23 protein-coding genes are annotated in these 21,875 nt (G+C 64.5%); 12 read left to right on the top strand and 11 right to left on the bottom strand.

Annotation, left to right across the window (positions count from 1 at the left end; genetic code table 11):
- Positions 1-210 precede the first annotated feature (210 nt).
- The 4 genes from cyoD to GA0061099_RS02490 are packed head-to-tail and all read right to left on the bottom strand — an operon-like array spanning position 211 to position 4,007.
- The gene (cyoD, locus tag GA0061099_RS02475; RefSeq protein WP_036026014.1) at positions 211-597 is read right to left on the bottom strand and encodes a cytochrome o ubiquinol oxidase subunit IV; all 387 of its coding nucleotides are present in this window, start codon (positions 595-597) and stop codon (positions 211-213) included.
- Positions 594-1,235: a cytochrome (ubi)quinol oxidase subunit III gene (locus tag GA0061099_RS02480; RefSeq protein WP_036026017.1), complete on the bottom strand. Its 642-nt coding sequence runs from the start codon at positions 1,233-1,235 to the stop codon at positions 594-596. Before GA0061099_RS02480 ends, cyoD begins: the two co-directional genes overlap by 4 nt.
- A complete protein-coding gene (gene cyoB, locus GA0061099_RS02485; protein ID WP_036026035.1) occupies positions 1,235-3,235 on the bottom strand; it encodes a cytochrome o ubiquinol oxidase subunit I in 2,001 nt (666 codons plus the stop codon). Before cyoB ends, GA0061099_RS02480 begins: the two co-directional genes overlap by 1 nt.
- Positions 3,225-4,007: a cytochrome ubiquinol oxidase subunit II family protein gene (locus tag GA0061099_RS02490; protein WP_245311226.1), complete on the bottom strand. Its 783-nt coding sequence runs from the start codon at positions 4,005-4,007 to the stop codon at positions 3,225-3,227. The genes cyoB and GA0061099_RS02490 overlap by 11 nt, the downstream gene beginning before the upstream one ends.
- Positions 4,008-4,301: 294 nt before the next feature.
- Here GA0061099_RS02490 and GA0061099_RS02495 point away from each other — a divergent pair, with 294 nt between their 5' ends.
- Positions 4,302-5,102 carry an SDR family NAD(P)-dependent oxidoreductase gene (locus GA0061099_RS02495; protein ID WP_036026021.1) on the top strand — a complete coding sequence of 267 codons (801 nt, stop codon included), beginning with the start codon at positions 4,302-4,304 and terminating at the stop codon, positions 5,100-5,102.
- A 157-nt stretch (positions 5,103-5,259) separates the two neighbouring features.
- On the opposite strand, the gene GA0061099_RS02500 is transcribed toward GA0061099_RS02495, so the two are convergent.
- Positions 5,260-6,573 carry a PQQ-dependent sugar dehydrogenase gene (locus GA0061099_RS02500; RefSeq protein ID WP_036026038.1) on the bottom strand — a complete coding sequence of 438 codons (1,314 nt, stop codon included), beginning with the start codon at positions 6,571-6,573 and terminating at the stop codon, positions 5,260-5,262.
- A 263-nt stretch (positions 6,574-6,836) separates the two neighbouring features.
- On the opposite strand from GA0061099_RS02500, the gene GA0061099_RS02505 reads away from it, so the two are divergent.
- From GA0061099_RS02505 to GA0061099_RS02515, 3 genes are all read left to right on the top strand, one after another.
- Positions 6,837-8,027, top strand: a complete 1,191-nt coding sequence (locus GA0061099_RS02505) for a urate hydroxylase PuuD (RefSeq protein ID WP_036026042.1) — start codon at positions 6,837-6,839, stop codon at positions 8,025-8,027.
- A gap of 143 nt (positions 8,028-8,170) precedes the next feature.
- Positions 8,171-9,028 carry a VOC family protein gene (locus GA0061099_RS02510; RefSeq protein ID WP_036026022.1) on the top strand — a complete coding sequence of 286 codons (858 nt, stop codon included), beginning with the start codon at positions 8,171-8,173 and terminating at the stop codon, positions 9,026-9,028.
- Between the two features lie 76 nt (positions 9,029-9,104).
- Entirely contained in the window at positions 9,105-9,380 is a 276-nt protein-coding gene (locus tag GA0061099_RS02515) for a hypothetical protein (protein ID WP_036004252.1), read from the top strand.
- Here the strand turns inward: GA0061099_RS02515 and GA0061099_RS02520 are convergent.
- The gene (locus tag GA0061099_RS02520) at positions 9,377-10,414 is read right to left on the bottom strand and encodes a L,D-transpeptidase family protein (RefSeq protein WP_036026025.1); all 1,038 of its coding nucleotides are present in this window, start codon (positions 10,412-10,414) and stop codon (positions 9,377-9,379) included. The two genes, GA0061099_RS02515 and GA0061099_RS02520, sit on opposite strands and share 4 nt — an antisense overlap.
- Before the next feature lie 178 nt (positions 10,415-10,592).
- Here GA0061099_RS02520 and GA0061099_RS02525 point away from each other — a divergent pair, with 178 nt between their 5' ends.
- Positions 10,593-11,555 (top strand): lytic transglycosylase domain-containing protein, encoded by a 963-nt coding sequence (locus GA0061099_RS02525; RefSeq protein WP_074447519.1) that lies wholly within the window; start codon positions 10,593-10,595, stop codon positions 11,553-11,555.
- Positions 11,556-11,598: 43 nt separating this feature from the next.
- On the opposite strand, the gene GA0061099_RS02530 is transcribed toward GA0061099_RS02525, so the two are convergent.
- Positions 11,599-12,663 (bottom strand): DUF1236 domain-containing protein, encoded by a 1,065-nt coding sequence (locus GA0061099_RS02530; protein WP_036026029.1) that lies wholly within the window; start codon positions 12,661-12,663, stop codon positions 11,599-11,601.
- A gap of 108 nt (positions 12,664-12,771) precedes the next feature.
- On the opposite strand from GA0061099_RS02530, the gene GA0061099_RS02535 reads away from it, so the two are divergent.
- Positions 12,772-13,230, top strand: a complete 459-nt coding sequence (locus GA0061099_RS02535; protein WP_036026031.1) for an NUDIX hydrolase — start codon at positions 12,772-12,774, stop codon at positions 13,228-13,230.
- 11 nt (positions 13,231-13,241) lie between these two features.
- Here GA0061099_RS02535 and GA0061099_RS02540 read toward each other — a convergent pair whose 3' ends face one another.
- Both GA0061099_RS02540 and GA0061099_RS39730 read right to left on the bottom strand, forming a co-directional pair.
- A complete protein-coding gene (locus GA0061099_RS02540) occupies positions 13,242-14,225 on the bottom strand; it encodes a Bug family tripartite tricarboxylate transporter substrate binding protein (protein WP_074447520.1) in 984 nt (327 codons plus the stop codon).
- A gap of 63 nt (positions 14,226-14,288) precedes the next feature.
- The gene (locus GA0061099_RS39730; RefSeq protein WP_141697551.1) at positions 14,289-14,531 is read right to left on the bottom strand and encodes a hypothetical protein; all 243 of its coding nucleotides are present in this window, start codon (positions 14,529-14,531) and stop codon (positions 14,289-14,291) included.
- A 125-nt stretch (positions 14,532-14,656) separates the two neighbouring features.
- Here GA0061099_RS39730 and GA0061099_RS02545 point away from each other — a divergent pair, with 125 nt between their 5' ends.
- Together GA0061099_RS02545 and GA0061099_RS02550 are read left to right on the top strand one after the other, a co-directional pair.
- Positions 14,657-15,301 (top strand): hypothetical protein, encoded by a 645-nt coding sequence (locus GA0061099_RS02545; protein ID WP_036026057.1) that lies wholly within the window; start codon positions 14,657-14,659, stop codon positions 15,299-15,301.
- Complete coding sequence (locus GA0061099_RS02550; RefSeq protein ID WP_036026046.1) at positions 15,298-15,567, top strand: HGGxSTG domain-containing protein; 270 nt, start codon at positions 15,298-15,300, stop codon at positions 15,565-15,567. Before GA0061099_RS02545 ends, GA0061099_RS02550 begins: the two co-directional genes overlap by 4 nt.
- A gap of 113 nt (positions 15,568-15,680) precedes the next feature.
- On the opposite strand, the gene GA0061099_RS02555 is transcribed toward GA0061099_RS02550, so the two are convergent.
- Together GA0061099_RS02555 and GA0061099_RS02560 are read right to left on the bottom strand one after the other, a co-directional pair.
- Positions 15,681-15,863, bottom strand: coding sequence for a hypothetical protein (locus GA0061099_RS02555; protein WP_036026048.1), 183 nt, complete (start codon positions 15,861-15,863; stop codon positions 15,681-15,683).
- 172 nt (positions 15,864-16,035) lie between these two features.
- Entirely contained in the window at positions 16,036-16,260 is a 225-nt protein-coding gene (locus tag GA0061099_RS02560) for a DUF3606 domain-containing protein (protein WP_036026050.1), read from the bottom strand.
- A 344-nt stretch (positions 16,261-16,604) separates the two neighbouring features.
- On the opposite strand from GA0061099_RS02560, the gene GA0061099_RS02565 reads away from it, so the two are divergent.
- From GA0061099_RS02565 to GA0061099_RS02580, 4 genes are all read left to right on the top strand, one after another.
- The gene (locus tag GA0061099_RS02565) at positions 16,605-17,846 is read left to right on the top strand and encodes an MFS transporter (RefSeq protein WP_036026052.1); all 1,242 of its coding nucleotides are present in this window, start codon (positions 16,605-16,607) and stop codon (positions 17,844-17,846) included.
- 67 nt (positions 17,847-17,913) lie between these two features.
- On the top strand, positions 17,914-19,107 hold the full coding sequence (locus GA0061099_RS02570; protein ID WP_036026053.1) for a M20/M25/M40 family metallo-hydrolase: 1,194 nt from the start codon (positions 17,914-17,916) through the stop codon (positions 19,105-19,107).
- Positions 19,108-19,374: 267 nt separating this feature from the next.
- Entirely contained in the window at positions 19,375-20,577 is a 1,203-nt protein-coding gene (locus tag GA0061099_RS02575) for a calcium-binding protein (protein WP_074447521.1), read from the top strand.
- A 172-nt stretch (positions 20,578-20,749) separates the two neighbouring features.
- Complete coding sequence (locus tag GA0061099_RS02580; RefSeq protein ID WP_036026062.1) at positions 20,750-21,835, top strand: mandelate racemase/muconate lactonizing enzyme family protein; 1,086 nt, start codon at positions 20,750-20,752, stop codon at positions 21,833-21,835.
- The last annotated feature ends 40 nt before the right edge of the window (positions 21,836-21,875 follow it).

Below are 21,875 nucleotides of genomic sequence, written 5' to 3' on the forward strand. Positions count from 1 at the left end.
CACGCACCCGTGAGTGGTAATCCGAGACCGTATTGATCCGGAATTGAACTTCGTCGGCGGTTGCTGCATTTGTATGCCAACGCAAGCGCCCTTGCGCGAGCGTTTCCTTGGCAGCAATCCGGCTCCGGCCGATTGTCTTTGCTTGGGCGTTTCCTCCCTAGACTTGGGCCGCTTGTCACAAGCAAGCGGCTCTCTCTTTTTGCGCGGCTGTCACTGCATCCGCATGATCTGGTCCATCGGCGGCATGTTGGCGTTGAGATTCGCCATGATCCAGACCGTGCCGCCGACCACCAGGAACACCACCAGCAGCCCGAAGGCGAGCGCCAGCACGTTGTTGGTGTTATCGGGGCCGGTGGTGATGTGCAGGAAGAACACCAGATGCACGCCCATCTGTGCGATCGCGAGCACGATCAGCGCGACGGGAATCGAGGGCTGCCAGACCAGGTCCGTGCCGGCGATGAAGAACGACGTCGCCGTGAGCAGCAGCGCGAGCACGAGCCCGACGACGTAACCGAGGATCCTTGCGCCGACGCTATGCTCTTCTTCCTCGCCCGGCGCGAGGTCGCGTTTGACCATCCCATGCGTCTGCTCACTCATGGCGCGCTCCCGAGCAGGTACACGACGGAGAACACTGCGACCCAGACGATGTCGAGCGCGTGCCAGAACAGCGCAAAGCACGTCATCCGGCGCAAGATGTCTGCGCGAAAGCCCTTGGCGAACACCTGGGCCATCATGGTGAGAAGCCACAGCACGCCGGCGGAGACGTGAAGGCCATGGCAGCCGACCAGCGAGAAGAACGCGGTCAGGAACGCACTGCGTGACGGGCCATAGCCGCGCGCGATGAGGTCGGCAAATTCGCGAAACTCGAGAACGAGGAATATCAGCCCGAGCACGCAGGTCACGGTCATGCTAAGATAAAACCAGAACCGGTTGCGCACGTCGGCGGCGATGCTGGCCATGCCGCAGGTGAAGCTCGACAACAGCAGGCAGACCGTCTCGATCGCCACGTTCCTCTGCTCGAAGATCTCCGCGCCCTTGGGGCCGCCGGCGGTCTGGCCTGACAGCACCGCATAGGCCGCGAAGAAGCAGGAGAACATCACGATGTCGGAGAGCAGGAAGATCCAGAAGCCGTAGGCGGTCACGATCCGCTTCGGCGCGGGGCCGGGATGCTCGATGACGAGGCCGATATGATGGGGATCGGCATGCGCGTGGCCTGCGGTCGCGGTCATCGCCATCAGACTGCTCCCGCCATGCTGACGAGGTTGCGCCGTTCCTCGATGTTGCTGCGGTCGATGCGGGCGACCTCCTCGGCCGGGATGACGTATTCGTCATGGTCGCGCCAGGCGAACACGACGAAGGTCGCCCAAGCGCCCAAGCCGCCCAGGATCACCATCCACCAGATGTGCCAGATCAGCGCGAATCCCATGATGGTGGCGAAGAAGGCACAGACGAATCCGGTCGGGGAATTCCGGGGCATCTCGATGTCCTGATAATCCGGCGTCTCATGCGCGAGCGATTGCTGCCTCGCGCGCGCCTTCATATCCCAATAGGCGTCCTCGCCGCGCACATCGGGATTGAAGGCGAAGTTGAACACCGGCGGCGGCGACGAGGTTGCCCATTCCAGCGAGCGCCCGTCCCAGGGATCGCCGGTGCGGTCGCGCAACGCCTCGCGATTGCGGATGCTGACGACGAGCTGCACGATCTGACAGATCACCCCGATCGTCAGCACCGCCACGCCGACCGCCGCAACGATCATCCAGGGCCGCCAGGCCGCGACGTCGTAGTGCTGCATGCGCCGGGTCATGCCGAGCATGCCGGCAATGTAGAGCGGCATGAAGGTTATGAAGAAACCGATGAAGGTGAACCAGAACGCGGCCTTGCCCCAGCGTTCGTCGAGACGGAAGCCGAACGCCTTCGGGAACCAGTACTCGAAGCCGGCAAAAACGCCGAACAGCACGCCGCCGATGATCACGTTGTGGAAGTGCGCCACCAGGAACATGCTGTTGTGGAGGATGAAGTCGGCCGGCGGCACCGCGAGCAGCACGCCGGTCAGTCCGCCGATGAGGAACGTCACCATGAAGCCGACCGACCACAACATTGGTGTCGCAAAACGGATGCGGCCGCCATACATCGTGAACAGCCAATTGTAGATCTTCACGCCGGTCGGTATCGCAATGATCATGCTGGCGATGCCGAAGATGGCATTGACGTTGGGACCTGCGCCCATCGTGAAGAAGTGGTGCAGCCAGACCATGAAGGAGACGACACAGATCGCCATGGTCGCGAGCACCATGGAGCGGTAGCCGAACAGCGCCTTGCCGGAGAAGGTCGAGACCACCTCGGAGAAGATGCCGAAGGCCGGCAGCACCAGGATGTAGACCTCGGGATGGCCCCAGGCCCAGATCAGGTTCATGAACATCATGACGTTGCCGCCGGCCTCGTTGGTGAAGAAGTGAAAGCCGAGATAGCGGTCAAGCAGCAGCATCGCGAGCGTCGCGGTGAGGATCGGGAACGCCGCGACGATGAGGAGGTTCGAGGCCAGCGTGGTCCAGCAGAACATCGGCATGCGCAGGTAGTTCATGCCCTTGGTGCGCAGCTTCAGCACGGTGGTGACCAGATTGATGCCGGCCACCAGCGTGCCGACGCCGGAGATCTGCAGCGACCATGCGTAATAGTCGACGCCGACGCCGGGCGAATAGGACAGTTCCGACAGCGGCGGAAAGGCGAGCCATCCGGTGCGCGCGAATTCGCCGACCACGAGCGAGATATTGACCAAGAGCGCGCCGGTCGCCGTCAGCCAGAAGCCGACCGAATTGAGCGTCGGGAAGGCGACGTCGCGCACGCCGAGCTGGAGCGGTACGATGAGGTTCATCAGCCCGATCACGAACGGCATCGCCACGAAGAAGATCATGATGGTGCCGTGCGCGGAGAATATCTGATTGTAGTGCTCCGGCGGCAGATAGCCCTGCGATTGATACGCCACAGCCTGCTGGATCCGCATCATGATGGCGTCGCTGCCGCCGCGCAGCAGCATGACCGAGGCGAGCAGGATGTACATGACACCGATGCGCTTGTGGTCGACGCTGGTGATCCATTCGTGCCAGAGATAGGGCAGATGTCCCTTCACCACGACCCAGCCCAGCACGCCGAGGATCGCGACCAGCACCACCGCGCCGGCCACGAGCGGAATCGGCTGGTCGAGCGGGATGGCCGACCAATCGAGCTTACCGAGCATCATGGCCTCCACTGTGCGATCGGCCTGCTTCGGACGCGAGGGCCGGCCCGGGCCCCGGCGGAATGTGCTGGGTCGCGATCAAATCGAACAGGCGCGGATCGTCGAGGCGGTAGACCGGCCTGCCCTTCTCAATGCCCTGCTGCATCAGCTTCTTGTAGCTGTCCTCGTTCAGCACCGCGTCCGTCTTCGCCGTATTCGCCACCCAGTCCGGGAAGGCGAGCGGCGAGATCACGTTGACGTCGAACATCATGTCCGGGAAACCGTCGCCGGAGAAATGCGCGGACAGGCCCTGAAGCTTGCCTTCGTTGTCGGCGCGCAGGTTCAGCTTCGTCACCATGCCGTTCATGGTGTAGATCATGCTGCCGAGCTGCGGGATGAAGAACGTGTTCATCACGCTCGATGACGTCAGCTGGAAATTCAGCTCGGCGCCGGCCGGCACCGTCAGCGTGTTGACGGTGGCGATGCGCTGGTCCGGATAGATGAACAGCCATTTCCAGTCGAGCGAGACCGCCTGGATCCGCACTGGGCTGCCGGTGCCCGGCACGGGCGCGGCGGGATCGAGCTGGTGCGAGCCGATCCAGGCGACGCCGCCGAGCAGGATCACGGTGAGCGCCGGAATCGACCACACCACCATCTCGACGCGGCCGGAATAGACGAACTCCGGCTGGTAGCGTGCTCTCGGATTCGAGGCGCGAAACCAGAACGCGAAAGCCAGAATCGCGAAAATGGTCGGCACCACGATCACGAGCATGATGAAGACCGAATCGACCAAAATAGTTCTATTGGCCGCAGCCACGGGCCCTTGCGGATCGAGCAGATTCATCGGCAAGCCACTGGTGGTTGGGACGCCCCGAGACTGAGCCTAGCGCGGGAAAGGCTCCGCGACAAACGCTGCGAGGCCGGAACGGTTCCTGGACCGCAACGTCCAGCCATGCGCGATGGACCGGCTGCCACATGCAATTCCGTGCGATGTCAATGACATGAACGCGGAAAGCGCGCTCTTCTCTCCCAGGAGCGCGATTGCTAGTCTGCACGAAAATAATGACAAGGACGGGAGTGAACCGAGATGCGCTTGAAGGACAAGGTCGCGATCGTCGTCGGAGCCGGGCAAAGCCCCGGCGAAGGCATGGGCAACGGCCGCGCCACCGCGCTCACCTTCGCGCGCGAGGGCGCCAAGGTCTTGTGTGTCGACCACCATCTGGAATCGGCGCAGGAGACGGTCACGATGATCACCGCGAAAGGCGGCACGGCGGCGGCCTTCAAGGCGGACGTGACCAAGGCTGCGGACATCAAGGCGATGGTTGCGGACGCGCAATCGCGCTGGGAACGTATCGACGTGCTGCACAACAATGTCGGCGTCAGCCTCGCTGGTGGCGATGCCGAGCTGCTGCAAATAACCGAGGAGGCATTCGATCGCATCGTCGCCATCAATCTGAAGAGCTGCATCCTCGCCGCGAAGGAAGTGATCCCGATCATGCGCGCGCAGAGAAGCGGCGCCATCATCAACATCTCGTCGATGGCCGCGATCACCACCTATCCTTACGTCGCCTACAAGGCGACGAAGTCGGCGATGATCGCCTTCACCGAACAGCTCGCCTACCAGAACGCCGAATACGGCATCCGCGCCAACGTCATCCTGCCCGGCCTGATGAACACGCCGATGGCCGTCGACACCCGCGCCCGCGAATGGCACAAGACCCGCGCCGAGGTCGAAGCCGAACGCGACAGCAAGGTGCCGCTGCGCAGAAAGATGGGTACGGGCTGGGACGTCGCCAACGCCGCGCTGTTCCTGGCGAGCGACGAGGCGAATTTCATCACGGGCGTGACGCTGCCGGTGGATGGCGGTGCGAGCGTGAGGCGAGGATGAGGTGCTCTTCTTCCTTCTCCCCTTGTGGGAGAAGGTGGCGCAAAGCGCCGGATGAGGGGTTCTCTCTACACCTGAGACTGCTCGTGACGATAGATACCCCTCACCCGGCTTCGCGTTCGCGAAGCCACCCTCTCCCACAAGGGGAGAGGGTGCAGCGTCACCGCGGCGCGCTTGTCACCCGCCAGATCGTGCCGTTGCCATCTTCCGAGATCAGCAGCGATCCATCCTTCGCCACCGCCACTCCCACCGGCCTGCCCCACACTTCCGTATCGTTCACGACGAACCCCGTCACGAAATCCTCGTACTCGCCGGTCGGCTTGCCGTCCTTCATGCGGATGCGGATCACCTTGTAGCCGGTGCGTTTCGACCTATTCCAGGAGCCGTGCTGGGCGGCGAAGGCGTCGCCCTGGTATTCGGGCGGAAACTGCGCGCCCTGGTAGAAGGTCATGCCGAGTGAGGCCGAGTGCGGCTGGATCAGCACATCGGGCACCGTCACCTTGTCCTTGAGATCCGGCCGCGCGCCGGCATGGCGCGGGTCTTCATTGCCACCGATATAGAACCACGGCCAGCCGTAGAACGCGCCTTCCTTCACGCTCGTGACGTAATCGGGCACGAGGTCGTCGCCGAGACCGTCGCGCTCATTGGTCGAGCACCAGGGCAGACCGGTCTGCGGCTGGATCGCGAGGCCGACGCAGTTGCGGATACCGGTGGCATGGATCTTTCGCTCCCTGCCGTCAGGGTTGAAGGCCAGCACCGCGCCGCGCTCGAGCTCGCTGGCCCATGTGGCGCCGAGCGGCTGCGTCTTCGCCCACGCCTCCATCCCGCCGGGCGGCGTGCCCATGCCTTCGGCGACGTTGCTGAGCGAACCCACCGACACCAGCATACGCTTGTTGTCGGGCGTGAAGACGATATCGCGGGTGGAATGGCCCCCATCCGGCAGGCTTGCGACAACCGTCTCCGCTTTGCCGCGCGCCTTCACATCGCCGGCCTTGTAGGGAAAGCGAACGACGCTGTCGGTGTTGGCGACATAGACCCATTGCGGATTGTCGCCGTTCGGAAAGAAAGCGATGCCGAACGGCTGCCGCAGGCCGCTGGCGAAGATCTCGTTGGTCGCGACCTTGCCGCCCTCGCCCGCGCGCAGCACCCGAACGGTGCCGGCGCGTGTTTCCGCGACGAACACATCGCCATTCGGCGCCGCGCGGATGATGCGCGGCGCACGCAGGCCTTCGGCGAACAGCTCGATCTTGAAGCCGGCCGGCACCTGGAGCTGGGCTTCCGGCGGACGCGGCACCACGCGCGACGAGCTCGCAACCGATCGCGTGGCGCCGGGCCTGACCAGATCCTGCGGCCGGATCAGCCTGACCGTGCCGGGCTTGTCGGCGCGCCAATCGCCATAGGCGTCCTTGCCCTGCAACACGGGCTCGGCGTGTGCGCCGGCCGCCGCAGCAGCAGCCAGCAGCGCTGCGAGCATCGCCACGAACGTTATCCTGTCGCTCAATTCGTCGTCCTCCGCCTTGGGCGTGTCGTGCGTCAACGCCGATCACCCGCAAAAGGTCTCTCGGCGAGTTTGGCGCCTGCCGAATCCCACGTCAGTTCATGCCCGCACGATGTGCATCAGCCGCAGTCCATCATACTGGAAAATGCGGTTGAACGGTGCGACACATTGTGAGGGCGGCGATCGCCGGTTACGGTCATGGAGGCTGCGGCATCCAGGTCGCGCCGGATGAGGAGATCATGTGGGGATCCGTCATATCAGAATGGGCGAGCCTGCTGCTGCGCTGGCTGCACGTGGTGGCCGCAATCGCCTGGATCGGCAGTTCCTTCTATTTCATCGCCCTCGATCTCAGCCTGAAGCCGAAGGCCGACCTGCCGGGCGGCGTGCAGGGCGAGGCCTGGCAGGTCCATGGCGGCGGCTTCTACAGGATCATGAAGTACCTGGTCGCGCCCAGCCAGATGCCGGACGAGCTGACCTGGTTCAAATGGGAGGCCTACACCACCTGGCTGTCCGGCTTCGCGCTGATGGTGGTGGTGTATTATCTCGAGGCCGACCTGTTCCTGGTCGACAAGTCGATCCTCGACCTCACATCATTCCAGGCCGGACTGTTCAGCTTCTGCAGCCTGGCGCTGGCGTGGCTGCTCTATGAGGCCGCCTGCCGCACCGGGCTCGCCCAGCGCGAACTGCCCTTCGCCATCGGCGGCTATCTGTTCCTGGTCGCACTCACTTACGCCTTCACCCATGTGCTGAGCGGACGCGGCGCCTTCAACCAGATCGGCGCGATCATCGGCACCATCATGGTGGCCAACGTCTTCACGCTGATCATCCCGAACCAGAAGAAGATCGTGGCCAGCCTGATCGCCGGACAGGCGCCTGACCCCAAGCTCGGCAAGGCCAGCAAGGAACGCTCGGTCCACAACAATTACCTGACGCTTCCCGTCGTCGTGCTGATGATCAGCAACCACTATCCCCTGCTCTACGCCACGCGCTTCAACTGGATCATCGTCGCGATCGTCCTGGCGCTCGGGCCGGTGATCCGCCACTTCTTCAACGAGCGTCATGCCGGGCGCCAATCGCCCTGGTGGGTGTGGGGCGTGGCCGCGGCCGGCGTGATTGCGATTCTCCTCCTCTCCGCCGCCGGACCGCGCGAGGTGAAGACGGGCGCATTGTCGGCGCCGGTCACGGCCGCCAATGTCGAGGAGATCGTGATGTCCCGCTGCAGCATGTGCCACGCGGCCGAGCCGGTCTGGGCCGGCATCGTCACCGCACCGAAGGGCATTGTGCTCGACACGCCCGAGCACATCCATCGCAACATTCGCCTGATCGGGCGGGTTGCAGCCTGGTCCAATTCCATGCCGCCCGGCAACATCACCGAGATGACCGGCGAGGAGCGCGCCGTCCTCGCGGCTTACCTCGAGCAGGCGCGCTGAAGCGCGTCGGAGGATGCATCGCGCGGAATGAAATTCCGCATCTCTCGCCGAACTGAAAATGACTTGACGGCCCATCCGGCGTAGACATGGCCGACAGCCGCCGGCGCGGCGCAAAATCAGCTTGCAATCGGGGAATAGCAACAGTGGCCCTCAAGAACGTCATCGGTATCGACCACGCCGTCGTCATGGTGAAGGACCTCGACAAGGCCGCCGAGAACTACAGACAACTCGGCTTCACGGTCTCGCCGCGCGGCACCCACAGCGCGCATATGGGCACCGGCAATTACACCATCATGTTCGACCCCGACTACATGGAGCTGCTCGGCGTGCTCGTGGCAACCGAGCACAATGCGCCGGCCCGCGCCTTCGTCGAGCGGCATGGCGAAGGCATCGAGCGCATCGCTTTCACCGCAGTCGATAGCGCTGCCGGCGCCGAGGAGATCCGTGCACGGGGCCTGGAGCCGATCGGCCCGACCGATTTCGAACGCCCCGTCACGCTGCCAGACGGCACGATCTCGGCGGCGAAATTCCGCACGTTCATGTGGCCGACGGCTGAAGCGCCGGGCGGCGTGCGCATCTTCGCCTGCCAGCACAAGACCCGCGAGACCGTGTGGATCCCCGAGCTGATGACCCACGCCAATGCGGCCAAGCGGATCAAGCAGACGCTGATCGCAACGCCAGAGCCCGCCAAGGAGGCCGCGCATCTCGCCCGCCTGATCGACCGCGAGGCGAAGGCCGACGCGGACGGCGCCGTCATCGTGCCTTCCGGCGGCGATCGCGCCGACTTCGTCTATTTGACGCTGGACCAACTCGCCAAGCGCTATCCCGGCGTGTCGCTGAATGGCCTCTCAGAGCGCGGTGGCGCCGCGCTGGTGCTGGTCAGCGGTGATCTCGCGGCGACCGAGAAGGCGTTGGGGCCAGCCGCGGTGCGGAGCGGAGCTGCGATCTGCGTGCCGCCGGCCAAGGCCAACGGCACCCTGCTCGCCTTCATTGCCGGCTGATTTGAGCCAATTCTTTAACGGGCGTTTACCCGGCGGCTGTAGACTTCCCGGCCATCAAGCCACCGGGGCCAAACGCATGTTCAAAGAGGGATCGCCGATCGCCTATGACGCGCCGGCCGAGCTGAAGAAATGGCCGTCGCTGAAGGGCGAGCGGCAGAAGGATCGCGGGCCGCCCTATCTCGTCTACAACGGCACGCTCGCCGAATGCGTCCGCGAGCTCATGGGCAAGCCGATCAAGGGCATCTCGCTCTACGACATCATGACGACGCCGCAGGCCGCCTTCGATCAAAACGTGCTGTCGCCCGGCGACGCCGCGGAGATCGCGATGCGCAAGGATTTTCCGAAGGACTAGTTCGCGGCACGCTTCGCAGCGGGCGTGCCCTGCCGCTTCGATGAGGATTCCGTCGGCGCATCGAGGAAGACGACGGGCATGCCGCGCTTCACGTTCTCGCCGAGCACACGCGCGTCCCAATTGGTGAGCCGAACGCAGCCGTGCGACGCCGACTTGCTGACCTTGTCGGGCTCTGCCGTTCCGTGGATGCCGTAGCCCTGCGCCGACAGGCCGATCCAGTATGCGCCCACCGGATTGTTCGGACCCGGCTTGATATCGAACGGTCTCTTGGACTTGACGCTCTTGAACTTGTAGTCGGGATTGTAGCGGTAGGTCGGCAGCTCGTGGCCGGCGGTGACCTTCAGCGTTCCCGTTGGCGTCGGGCGATCCGGACTGCCGACTGACGCCGGATAGAACGCCAGCAGAGCGCCGCTTGCGTCGAACGCTTTCAAGGTCCCGTTGGTCTTATCGACTTCGAGCCGGGCAATGCGCGGCAGCTCGCGCCGCGCCGGAACATTGGCAACCACGATCGTCTCTCCGGCCTTGTCGAACGCCTTGCCCGGATTGAGCGCCTTGAGCAGATCCGCGCTCATGTGGAATTTCTCGGCAAGTCCTTCGAGCGGGCTGGTGTAGCTCAGCGCGTCCAGCGACTTCATGTCATCGAGCTTGGCCGGCAGCTTCTTTAAGAACGGTCCCTTCACGTCGGCGTCGGTGATCTTGTAGTCGACGAGGATCGGGCCCTCGCTCGCCGCGGTCAGCTTGTCCCAGAGCTCCGGCGCCACAACCTTGTCGGATGCGATGCCGTTCTGCTCCGCGAACGCCTTGAGCGCCTTCTGCGCGTTCTCGCCGAGCTTGCCGTCAATCTCGCCGGGCGAATAATGCGCGCGATCGAGCAGCACCTGAAGCTTCACCACGGCTGCATTCAGCTTGTCGGTGGCCGGTGGCTTCGCAGGACGCGCAGCGTCATTCACCGCAGCAGGCTCGAGATTGCCTGCGAGCGCCGGAGCGACGAGCCACAGCGACATCACCGCGCCTAGTATCCATCGCATCGTCATCGCGCATCCCACTCGCAAACGGCCCGCAAAAACCGCAGATGGTTTCGCTTCGGGAACACCGTAGTAACACCGAAGGAACCGACGAGATCGCAGCTTTGCCGCAATCGGACGGTTAAGAACTTCCTATCGCCGGCGCATCGCTGGCCGTTCATCCCACAGTTCGAGGTTCTCCCAGCAAATGCGATTTGTCGTCGCGGCTTGCGCCGCGTTTCTGCTTCTGATGTGCGATCTCGATCCGTCGGCATCCCGCCAAGCATCACGTTTCGACACCACTGTTCTCAAGAACAATCATGCCTCGTCACTTGTTCCGGTGGTCGAGCTCTTCGTCGCCAGCGTGCAAGCGATCGAGCTTGCCAACGCGCACGCGGCTTACGAGCAGGTGATCGAGCCACCGCGCGCGGTCGAGCCGTTGGTGCAGGCGGAGCCCTCGCCAACCGAACGATTTTGTCACGCGCTGCGCGAGGCCGCCGAATCCAGCGGCATTCCGGTGCCGTTCTTCGCGCGTCTGATCTGGCAGGAGAGCCGCTTCAAGTCCAACGAGGTCAGCCATGCTGGCGCGCAGGGCGTCGCGCAGTTCATGCCGGGGACGGCCGCCGAGGTCGGGCTCGACGATCCCTTCGATCCGATGAAGGCGCTGCCGGCGTCGGCAAAATTCCTGCGCAAGCTGCGCGACGATTTCGGCAATCTCGGCCTTGCTGCCGCCGCCTACAATGCCGGTCCCGGCCGCATCCAGAAATGGCTTGCCAGGCAGAGCGAGCTGCCGCGCGAAACGCGTGACTATGTCCGGATCATCACCGGCACCAAGGCCGAAGACTGGACCGAACGGTCGGAGGCACTCGCGATCCGCATCGACCTGCCGCGCGAAGCGCCATGCGAAGGCATTGGCAGTCTTTCGAAGGCCAAGGACGTCGCCTGGGTTCCGGTGAACCTGACGCCTTCGGTTGCGAACATCATTCGCAAGGCGGAGCAAGTCGCGGCGCGCGTGACGACGAAGGGCGCCCGCAAGCGGCTCGCCACACTGTTGCGGAAGAATGTCACGGCTCCCGGCAAGGCCCGCAGCATGATCGCGGCACGCGCGGCCGGAAAGAGCGCGAAGGCTCGCGCCGTTCGTCTCGCATCGCGCGAACGGACGTCAGGCTAACGATCGGAGCCGCTCGCTTGCGGCGGCTCCGACCTAAATCGACCTAGTCGATCTCCTCGATCACCCGCCGCTCGCGCGGCTCGATGACATAGGTCCGGGTGTCGCGGTGGATGTAGCGATATTCACGCAAGCCCGGCGCATCGCGGTAGACCGTGGTCGGGAACTCCTCGACCTCGACGCTCTCGGGAAGACGGTCACCGACGCGGACCTCACTGCGCGCCGTGCTGCCGGTGGTCCGCACTTCCTTGCGCCCCTCGGTACGGGTTTTCGCATGCTTGCGGATCACCTCGCGATCGCGATCCGAGAACTTGCTGGCGCTGCGCTCGCGCGTCGTCGTCGTTGTCGCCGTGGACTGGCCTGAGTACGGCAGCACCGTCACGATCTTGTAGGTCGCCGGATCGACCACGACGATCTGATCTTTCACCAGCGCAAAGCTGTAGCCGCGATATTGCGGCACGATCTCGACCACGTCGGGCGGCAGCGTCGAGAGGTGCACGTCGCGCGGCACCACCGTGCCGACGTTCAGCGCGAAATTGACGTTGGTCAGCGGCCGCACGTTGAGGTGCGAGATCGACGCGCTGATCTTGGTCTCCTGCTGCTTGTTGAGGTTGACGTCGGCCTGGGCGGCCGCCTGGTTGCTCGTCGGCGCAGTCGGTGCCTGCTGGGCCTGGTTGGTTCCAGATGCGGCCGGTGCCTGCTGGGCTTGATTGCTGGCCGGCGGCGGATTGGACCGGTCCTGTGCCTGGTTGGTGTTCGCAGCTGGCGGGTTGGCGCTCTGCTGCGTTGCAGGCTGGTTGCCGGCTGCATTGGAATTTGTCGCACCGCTCTGCGACTGCGCAGTCGAGCCCGTATTGGCGGTGCCGGAGCCGGACGATGGTGGGTTGGCCTGCGTGGTCTGGGCCGGCGTTCCCGACGACGGGGATTGCTGCGGTTGCGATGTGGTCTGCTGCTTGTCGGTCGCGCTCGACGGCGAGCTCGTGGATGGCGCGGTGGAGTTCGACTGGGACTGCGGCGTCTGCTGAGACGGCGGATTCGTGCTGGGCGATTGCGCAAACGCGGCGCTCGCCAGCACCACCCCCAATGCGGTGGTTGCCAACAGGCGGATCATGGTTCACTCCCTTTCATCAAATGAACATTGGCTACTAACCTGCGCTAGGACGCGCAGTTCCACTTTTTCCCGAGGGAAGGCCGCGGCTCTTTTTCTGCGGAACCTGCAATGCCATCGAAGAGTGCCGGGATCATCGCCTATCGCAAGCGTGGGAACATCGAGGTGCTCCTGGTCCATCCCGGAGGGCCGTTCTGGCGCAACAAGGATCTCGGCGCATGGTCGATTCCGAAGGGGGAGTACGCGGACGGAGACGACGCAGAGATCGCGGCGCGACGTGAGTTCGCCGAGGAGCTGGGACTGAAGCTTTCCCTGCCGCTGACCCCGCTCGGCCAGGTCAGGCAGCGCGGGGGCAAGCTCGTCACCGCGTTCGCGGCCGAGCTCGATCTCGACGTGCGCAGCATTTGCAGCAACACGTTCGAGATGGAATGGCCGCCGCGCAGCGGCAAGCGGCAGGCCTTTCCGGAAGTCGACCGCGCCGAATGGTTCACGCTCGACGCGGCGCAGGAGAAAATCAATGCAGGACAGCGTCCGCTGCTCGGCCGGCTTACGCTGCTGATCGGCGGATAGCGCGTCGCGCCCTATTCCGCCTTGATGTTCGCGGCCGCGACCACCTCCGCGAGCTCCTTGGTCTCCTTGGCGATCTTCGCGGCGTAGTCGGCCGGGCTGAGCACACTGACGACGCCCTGCGAGCCGAGCTTCTCCTCGGCCGCGGGATCCTTGGCGGCGGCGACGATTTCCCGGTGCAGCGTTTCCAGGATCGGCGCGGGCGTTGCCTTCGGCATGAAGAAGCCGACCCAGAACGAGATGTCGAATCCGGGATAGCCGGCTTCCGCCACGGTCGGCACGTCGGGCAGCGCCGGCAGCCGCTCGGCCGAGGACACCGCCAGCGCGCGCAGCTTGCCGGCCTTGACCAGCGGCACGGCGGAGAGCGGATCGAACACTGCCAGCACCTCCTGCGCGAGAATGCCGACCTCGGCGGCCGAGCCGCCGCGATAGGGCACATGGATCAGCTTGATGCCGGCCTTCTGGCTGAGCAGCTCCATGGCGAGATGGGCGAGATTGCCGTTGCCGCCCGAGCCGTAGGCGAGCGCGCCGGGCGCGGCCTTCGCCGCAGCGACGAGATCGGCCACCGACTTGACGTTCGCCGTCTTGGGATTCTCGGGATTGACGACGAGGACGAGCGGCGCCGAGACCACTGTGGTGAGCGGCGCAAAATCGACTTGCGGATCGTAGCGGATGTCCTTGAACAGCGTCTTGTTCAGCGTGATCGTCGACGAGTTGCAGGCGAGCATGGTGTAGCCGTCCGCATCGGCGCGCGCGACGCCTTCGGCCGCGATCATGCCGTTGGCGCCGGCGCGGTTCTCGACGACGAAGGGCTGGCCGAGCTTGTTGCTCAAGCGGTCGCCAATGATGCGCGCGACGACGTCGACCGGGCCGCCCGCACTGAAGCCGACCATGATCTTGACCGGCCGCGACGGATATTTCTGCGCGAGAGCCTCTGTCGCCGGCGCCAGGGCGCATAGACCTGCGATGACTGCCAGCAGGCGGGCGGTTCGTTGCATTCGTTCTCTCCCAGACCCTCTTGGCGCCGCTTGTGCATGCTTGTTGGTACTGCGCCGTAGAGGTCATGAATAGCGGCCGTGCCGGATTTCGCAATCGCGTTTGAGCGCCAGCATTCCGCCGCGCGGCACGTGCGCGCCGATTCCAATACAAAAGTGCGAAAACAACCCCATGCACAGTAGACCCCCCCCTTTCAGAACAAAGGCTTGCGCAGGGCCGAGGAAATTTTTCGGATTTACGAAATAAATTCTGTCGCGTCGGGCAAAACAGTGCCATAATGCCATCATCGCAACAGTCGCGAGCGTCACGGCCTGCCGGTCCGGACCCGTGCCGACGCGGTTGCGTCTAAACCCTTCATCGACATTCCGAAATCCGCATTCGCGCGCAGCGGCGAACGGCCGTTCGCGCTTGCGCGCTCAAAGGACACATGCCCATGACGACAGCTCTCGAACGCCACATCCCCTCGCCGCTCGCGGCATCCGATCGCAGCGTCCCCGCCGCGACCCCGCGCGTAAAACTCTACAAGCGGCGCATTGCGATCCGCCATCCCGACCCGCACACCGGCGAGCGGCTGCTGGCCGAGGCGCTCGGCGCTGCCGACCGCGACGCGATGCACGGCATATTGAGGCAATTGGTCAAGGCCAGCGTGGTCGGGCAGAAGCCGGATGAGGCCAATCTCGCCTTCATGATCTCGACCATCAGGAGCATCGCGCCGAAGGATTCCATCGAGGCCTTGCTGGTCTCCCAGATGGTGTCGGTGCACATGGCGGCGATGCGCTGTGCCTGCCGTCTCGCCTGCACCGACGATCTGACGCAGCAGGAGGGCATCGCCCGCGCCTTGACCCGGCTCTCCCGCACCTTCGCCGCCCAGGTCGAAGCGCTGAACCGCCACCGCAACAGCGACGAGCGCGCGATCACGGTGCAGAATTTGTCGGTGCAGGACGGCGGACGGGCGATCGTGGGCAACGTCACGCAGCATGCCAGCATGATCATTGCGGAGGCTGGCGCAATGGAGACGACTTCGAATGCAGAAACGGGCGCAGGCCGCGAGGTCCATACGAGTGGCGCCTGCGTATGACCGGCGATCACATCCGTCATACCGATGCAATGCAGTCGAGCCCGCGCTGCGGGGCGCAGACGCGCCGCGGTCTCGCGTGCCGCGCGCCAGCCGTGCACGGCAAGCGCCGCTGCCGCATGCATGGCGGCGCGCCAAGATCGGGCGCTCCGAAGGGCAACCGGAATGCATATCAACATGGAATGTGCACACCGGACGCCCGCGCCGAGCGACACCGGATGAAGGCCTTGCTGGAGGACGCTTGGAAGCTGCTGATCGAGTTGAAATAGATTGCGGCCCAGGAGCGACGCGGATGACGCCATTCCGGCGCGAGACATGACCTCAAGAAAACGAAGCTCTGATGGAGCCTTAAGCCAGAAAGCTCGGTGCCGCAGCCATAGAACTAGGGCCGTGTGCTCGCCGGAGCCACAGGGACAATCTGCAGCCCAGCTGCGTTCAGCGCTTCAGTGATTTGCTTGGCCAGCAGCTTGGCTTCCTCAGTGCCGATTTGAGCGTCGGGAAGCCGCTCGAAGAACGCACAAAGCGTCGTCGCTATGATGGTACTGACCTGGTGCGCATCAACCATTTGCTGCACGCGACATTAAGAATGACTTCACCGGCGCGGCGGTCGCCTGCCGGGCCGTGGCGGGTCATCGCAAGCCGAAGAACGAAAGAATGACGGCGATCACAACGATGAGCCCTATGAGGTAGATCAGACTGTTCATCGCAATTCTCCTTTCCCACGTGATGGGTTGGATTCATTCGAGGGTCGTCGCTGCGTCCCTGGCACTACCTTGCTGAACGGCCAGCTTTTCGAGCTCCACTTCCTTCTCGATGGCCGCCAGAGAGTTGCCGATCTTGTCGACGATCCTGACCAGATCGGCATTGGAGATGCGAAGCCGCCTGCGGACCGACTTGACCTGCTCAGCGTTCGCAAGATCGAGCGTCGTGCGAATGGGCCGTGGCGGTCTTGAGGACAGCATGATCAGGTCTCCCTAACCTAGGTAAGAGAGACGATGTCTCCTTTGTTCCTACGTTCGCCAACGGAAGCTCCCAAGAGCGAAGATGATGCAACCGTCGCGCGCACCGCGGAGACGCCCACAACACTTTATCCCCGCGGCGCAACGCCATGACTCCCTACCAGGCTGAGTGCCGTCTCGAAGGTGGTGCGTTGCAATGCGGCTAGCCTCTCGGCAATGGCATTGCTCGAGAGGTCGAGTACCAGCCCGAGGTCACATTCCGGCATGAGGGGGGCGCGCTGCCGCCATTGGCACCCGCCCCCTCAATCCTGTAACCCACCCTAAAACCTTCTCGGGACGGGACGCTCATGACCAATGCCGACGACGACGCGGGCACCGCCACCCGCGCGCTGATCTTCGCGCTGGTCGCGCTCGCCTGCGGCCACATGCTGTCGACCTTGCTGCGCACCATACCGGCGGTGAGCCTCGACCTGATGGCGGCGGATTTCCACATCGAGCCGCAGGCGCTGGCGAGCCTCACGTCGGTCTACCACTTTGCCTTTGCAGCCTCGCAGATCCCGGTCGGCGCGGCGATGGACCGGTTCGGCGTGCGGCCGGTGTCGCTCGCCCTGCTGGCGGGAACCGTGTTCGGCGCGATGGCCTCGGGGTTTGCGACGGGGCCCGAGAGCTTCGCCGTCGGGCAACTGCTGCTCGGCGTCGCCACCTCGGGCATGCTGATGTGCCCGATGACGCTCGCAGCCAAGCAATTGTCGGCGGCGCGATTCGGATTGTGGTCGGGCGCCATCCTCTCGATCGGCAATATCGGCATGCTGCTGTCGGCGAGCCCGCTCGCTTTCGTGATCGATACTTACGGCTGGCGCGCCGGGTTCTGGATCTCCGCAATCGGCGGCATCCTCGTCGCGCTGGCGGTGTTCGTACTGGTGCCGCACCAGCCGGCCGAGCACAAGGACGAGTCCTCGCCGCTGTCGCAGATGATCGATGTGGTCAGGCTCGGCCTGTCACGGCCGCTGCGCGGCGTGATCGCGCTGGCGATGGTGTCGCTGGCGAGCACGCTGGTGCTGCGCGGCCTGTGGGGAGGACCCTGGCTGATGGAGATCAAGGGCCTGACGCGGATCGAGGCCGGCAACCAGCTCGGCGCGTTCACGCTGGCGATGATCGCAGGCCCGCTGCTCGTCGGCATGATCGACCGCAGGCTCGGCCGCCGCCGCGAGCTGGTCGCCGGCACGCATGCGATCGCGGCGCTACTGCTCGCGCTGATGGCGCTGGGAGCGCCGCACTTTGCCGTTGCATGGCTGTTCGGCGTGAACGTCATGCCGCCCTCCTACGATCTGGCATTGTTCGTGCTCATCGGGCTCTTCACCTCGGCGCAGCCGCTGCTGTTCGGCATGTCCAGGCAACTCGTCGATGCGCAGGTCGCCGGCAAGGCGCTTGCGGCCGTCAATCTCGCCTTCTTTCTCGGCACTGCGCTGATGCAATCCGTCACCGGCGCGGTGGCCGCACTCGCGGGGCTGCCGGCGGTGCTGCTGTTCATGGCGGCGGCACTGGCGGTCGGCGTGCTGATTTTCTTGATCTACACGCAGCGCGTCTGAGCCCCTTGCGAAATGCGGAAGCGCAGGAGATGCTGCGTCGCCATCCGCATCAGGGGAATTCGAGTCCATGCCTGTCGACACCAAAGCCGCCACCGATCGTCTCATGCGCTTCCTCACTGTCGAGGGCGTCACCGGGCAGGAGGCGGCGATCGGGCGGGAGCTCACGGCTGCGCTGAAGGAGAGCGGTGTGCCGGCGAAGGCGATCCGGCTCGATGACGCCAACACGCGCATTCCGGTGCCGACCGAGACCGGCAACCTCATCGTCGACCTGCCCGGCCGCGGCGCGCTGCACAACCATCCACGCATCATGTTCATGACCCACATGGACACGGTGCCGCTGTGCGCCGGTGCGAAGCCAAAGCTGTCCGGGCGCAAGATCGTCAACGACGCCAGGACCGCGCTCGGCGGCGACAATCGCTGCGGCTGCGGCGTGCTGGTGACGCTGGCCGCCGAGCTCCAAAAGCAGAAGCTCGATCATCCGCCGATCACGCTGTTGTTCTGCGTGCGCGAGGAGAGCGGGCTCTATGGCGCGCGGCACGTCAAGCTCGACGAGCTCGGCAAGCCCGTGATGGCGTTCAACTATGACGGCGGCTCGGCCTCTAACGTCGTGATCGGGGCCGTCGGCGCCGACCGCTGGACCGTCGAGATCTTCGGCCGCGCCTCGCATGCCGGCGTCGCACCCGAGCGCGGCATCTCCTCGACCATGATCATGGCGCTGGCGCTTGCGGACGTGAAGGCCGGCGGCTGGTTCGGCAAGGTCGTGAAGGGCAAGAGGCAAGGCACCAGCAATGTCGGCCCGGTCACCGGCGGCGAAGGCCGCCCCGCGGGCGATGCAACCAATGTCGTCACCGACTACGTGCATGTGCGCGGCGAGAGCCGCAGCCACGACGGAAAATTCTTCAAGGAGATCACCAAGGCCTACAAGGCCGCGTTCGAGAAGGCGGCCAAGAAGGTCACCAACGCGCAAGGCAAGTCCGGCAAGGTCAAATTCAAGGCCGAGACCGACTATTATCCGTTCCGCATGAAGGAGAACCTGCCGGTGGTCAAACGCGCGATCGAGGCGGTGTCTGCCGTGGGCGGAACGGCGAACGTGCGCGCCGCCAATGGCGGCCTGGACGCCAACTGGATGGTCCGCCACGGCGTTCCGACCGTGACCTTCGGTGCCGGCCAGAACGAGGCGCACACGGTCGACGAATGGATCAATCTCGACGAATACGACCGCGCCTGCGCGCTGGCGGTGCAGCTCGCGACGATGCGGTGAGATGGCAAACGGCACGTCATAGCGCTTTAACACGGCTCTGATCTAACGGGTCGATCGCGGTTTCCGTGAAGTCCGCACCTGTCCCGTGCTGCCATCGATGGCGAGCACCGTCACGCGGTTCCTCGGCCGCAATCAAACCGAGTCAGGAGCAAACCTCCGCCATCAACTCCAAGTAGATTCAGATCCAAGCGTGACCGCAGTGCGTCTCGCCGAGACCTCCGCTGTTTTCAGAGTCACGCGACTGACATGAAATGGGAGTGATGCGCCATGCGCACGATGCCGAACGACACCCTGATCCTCACCTTTCCGGACTTCAGCCAAACCGCGACCATCGTCGGAGATCCCAACTTCCCGATCGACGGCTGGGGCGGGAACGACACGGTGACGGCAACCATCCTCAACGCGGACGTGTTCGTTACGCTGATCGGCGAAGACACGGTCATGCAGGGCAATTCCCACGGCGGCAACGACACGCTCACGGCGAACGTGGATTATCCCTTCAGCGGCGCCACCATTATGGGCGACGCCGAGACCATGTTGGGCAATGCTGCAGGCGGCAGCGACACGCTCACCGCCGACGCCGGCGGCAATTTCCGCTCCAACATCTCCATTTACGGAGATGCCGGAGGCGACATGTCGGGCAACACGCAAGGCGGCAATGACACGCTGACAGGCGTGACCGGTGGGCGCGCCTTCGAGAACGTGTTCAGCGGCGATGCCGGGGGATCCATGAGCGACAACGCGCATGGCGGCAACGACACGCTGAACGTATTCGAATATGCATACGAAAGCACGGCGACCCTCAGTGGGGATGCCATCGGTGCCATGACCGGCAATACAATCGGTGGCAACGACGACCTCACGCTCGGCATCAGCAGCGGCATGGCGATCGGAGGTGGAACGCTGGCCGGCGATTCGCTCACGTCATTGACCGACAATGCCCAGGGTGGCAACGATACCCTAACCTTCGTGACGAATGGCGGCGAGCCGCCGCCGGCCGTCTACGGCTCCCAGCTGATTGGCGACGCCATGAACATGTCCGGCAGTGCGCGTGGCGGCAATGACATCCTCAATGGCGGAGAGTTCACTGATCATCTCTACGGCGATGCGCGGACTTATGCGCCATCTACCCCTGGCTCTATCACCGGCGGCACGGACACGCTGAACGGCGGCGCGGGTAATGATCAGCTGTGGGGCGGACCGAACAACGATGTTTTCGTCTTCACGGCCGGCTCCGGCAACGACGTCATCAACGACTTCAATCAAGGCAACATCGCGGTCGGCAGCACCGCGGGGGAACTCGACGTGATCAACCTGCACGACTACGGTTTTGCCGACTGGGCGACCCTGTCCGGCCTCATCAGCGATGACAGCTCGGGCAATGCGGTGATTCAGCTCACTGCCAATGATACCATCACCCTGAGCGGAGTGCATGCGGCCTCGCTGGAGGCGACTGACTTCATAGTCTAGCGTAAGGTGGGTTAGCCCCGCGGATTGCGCGAAGCGCAAACCGCTAGGCGTAACCCACCACTGTTCGTATCCGCAGAGACAGAAGAGGTGGGTTACGCCAGCGGACTGCGCTTCGCGCATCCGCTAGCTAACGCACCCTACGAAGAAGAAGAACCAAAGACAGGGAGGCACCATGCCACGCATCGCAAACATCGAGACCGGGCTCTACCGGATCCCCCTCCCCATCACGCTGTCGGACTCCACGCATGGCGACATGACGGCGTTCGAGCTGATCACCTGCCGCATCCGCGATGCCGATGGCGCCGAGGGCGTCGGCTACACCTATACGGTCGGGCGCAACGGCGGGGCTGTGGCCGACATTCTCAAGCGCGAGATCCCGCCGCTGGTCGAAGGACGCGAGGCCGACGATACCGAGGCGATCTGGCATCATGTCTGGTGGGGGCTGCATTATGGCGGGCGCGGCGGGCCGGCGGTGCTGGCGCTCTCGGCACTCGACATCGCGCTGTGGGATCTGAAGGCGCGGCGCGCCAAGCTGCCGCTGTACCGCCTGCTCGGCGGCTTCGATGCGCACGTGCCGTGCTACGCCGGCGGCATCGACCTCGATCTCTCCGTCGATGCGCTGCTCAAGCAGACCGATGGCAACCTCGCCAAGGGTTTTCGCGCCATCAAGATGAAGGTCGGCCGGCCCGACCTCAAGTCCGATGTCGCGCGCATCTCCGCGATGCGGCAGCATCTCGGCGACGGCTTTCCGCTAATGGCGGATGCCAACATGAAATGGACGGTCGAGGAGGCGATCCGCGCCGCGCGCGCCTTCGTGCCGTATGACCTGACCTGGCTGGAGGAGCCGATCATCCCCGACGACGTCGCCGGCCATCTGCGTATCATGCAGGCGGGCGGCGTGCCGATCGCGGCGGGCGAGAATCTGCGCTCGCTGTGGGAGTTCAAGAACTACATCGCCAGTGGCGCGGTGTCCTATCCCGAGCCCGACGTCACCAATTGCGGCGGCGTTTCCGCCTTCATGAAGATCGCGCGGCTGGCGGAGGCGTTCAACCTGCCCGTCACCAGCCATGGCGCGCATGACATCACCGTGCACCTGCTCGCGGCCTGCCCGAACCGATCCTATCTGGAGGCGCACGGCTTCGGGCTCGACAAGTATATCGAGCATCCGCTGGTGCTGAAGGACGGGCTGGCGCTGGCGCCCGATCGGCCGGGTCATGGGATCGGGTTTGACTGGAAGGGGCTGGCGAAGCTGGCGTAACACCCATTGCTCGTCATTCCGGGGCGCGACGAAGTCGCGA

Source organism: Bradyrhizobium yuanmingense (assembly GCF_900094575.1).
GTDB classification, from domain to species: Bacteria; Pseudomonadota; Alphaproteobacteria; order Rhizobiales; family Xanthobacteraceae; genus Bradyrhizobium; species Bradyrhizobium yuanmingense.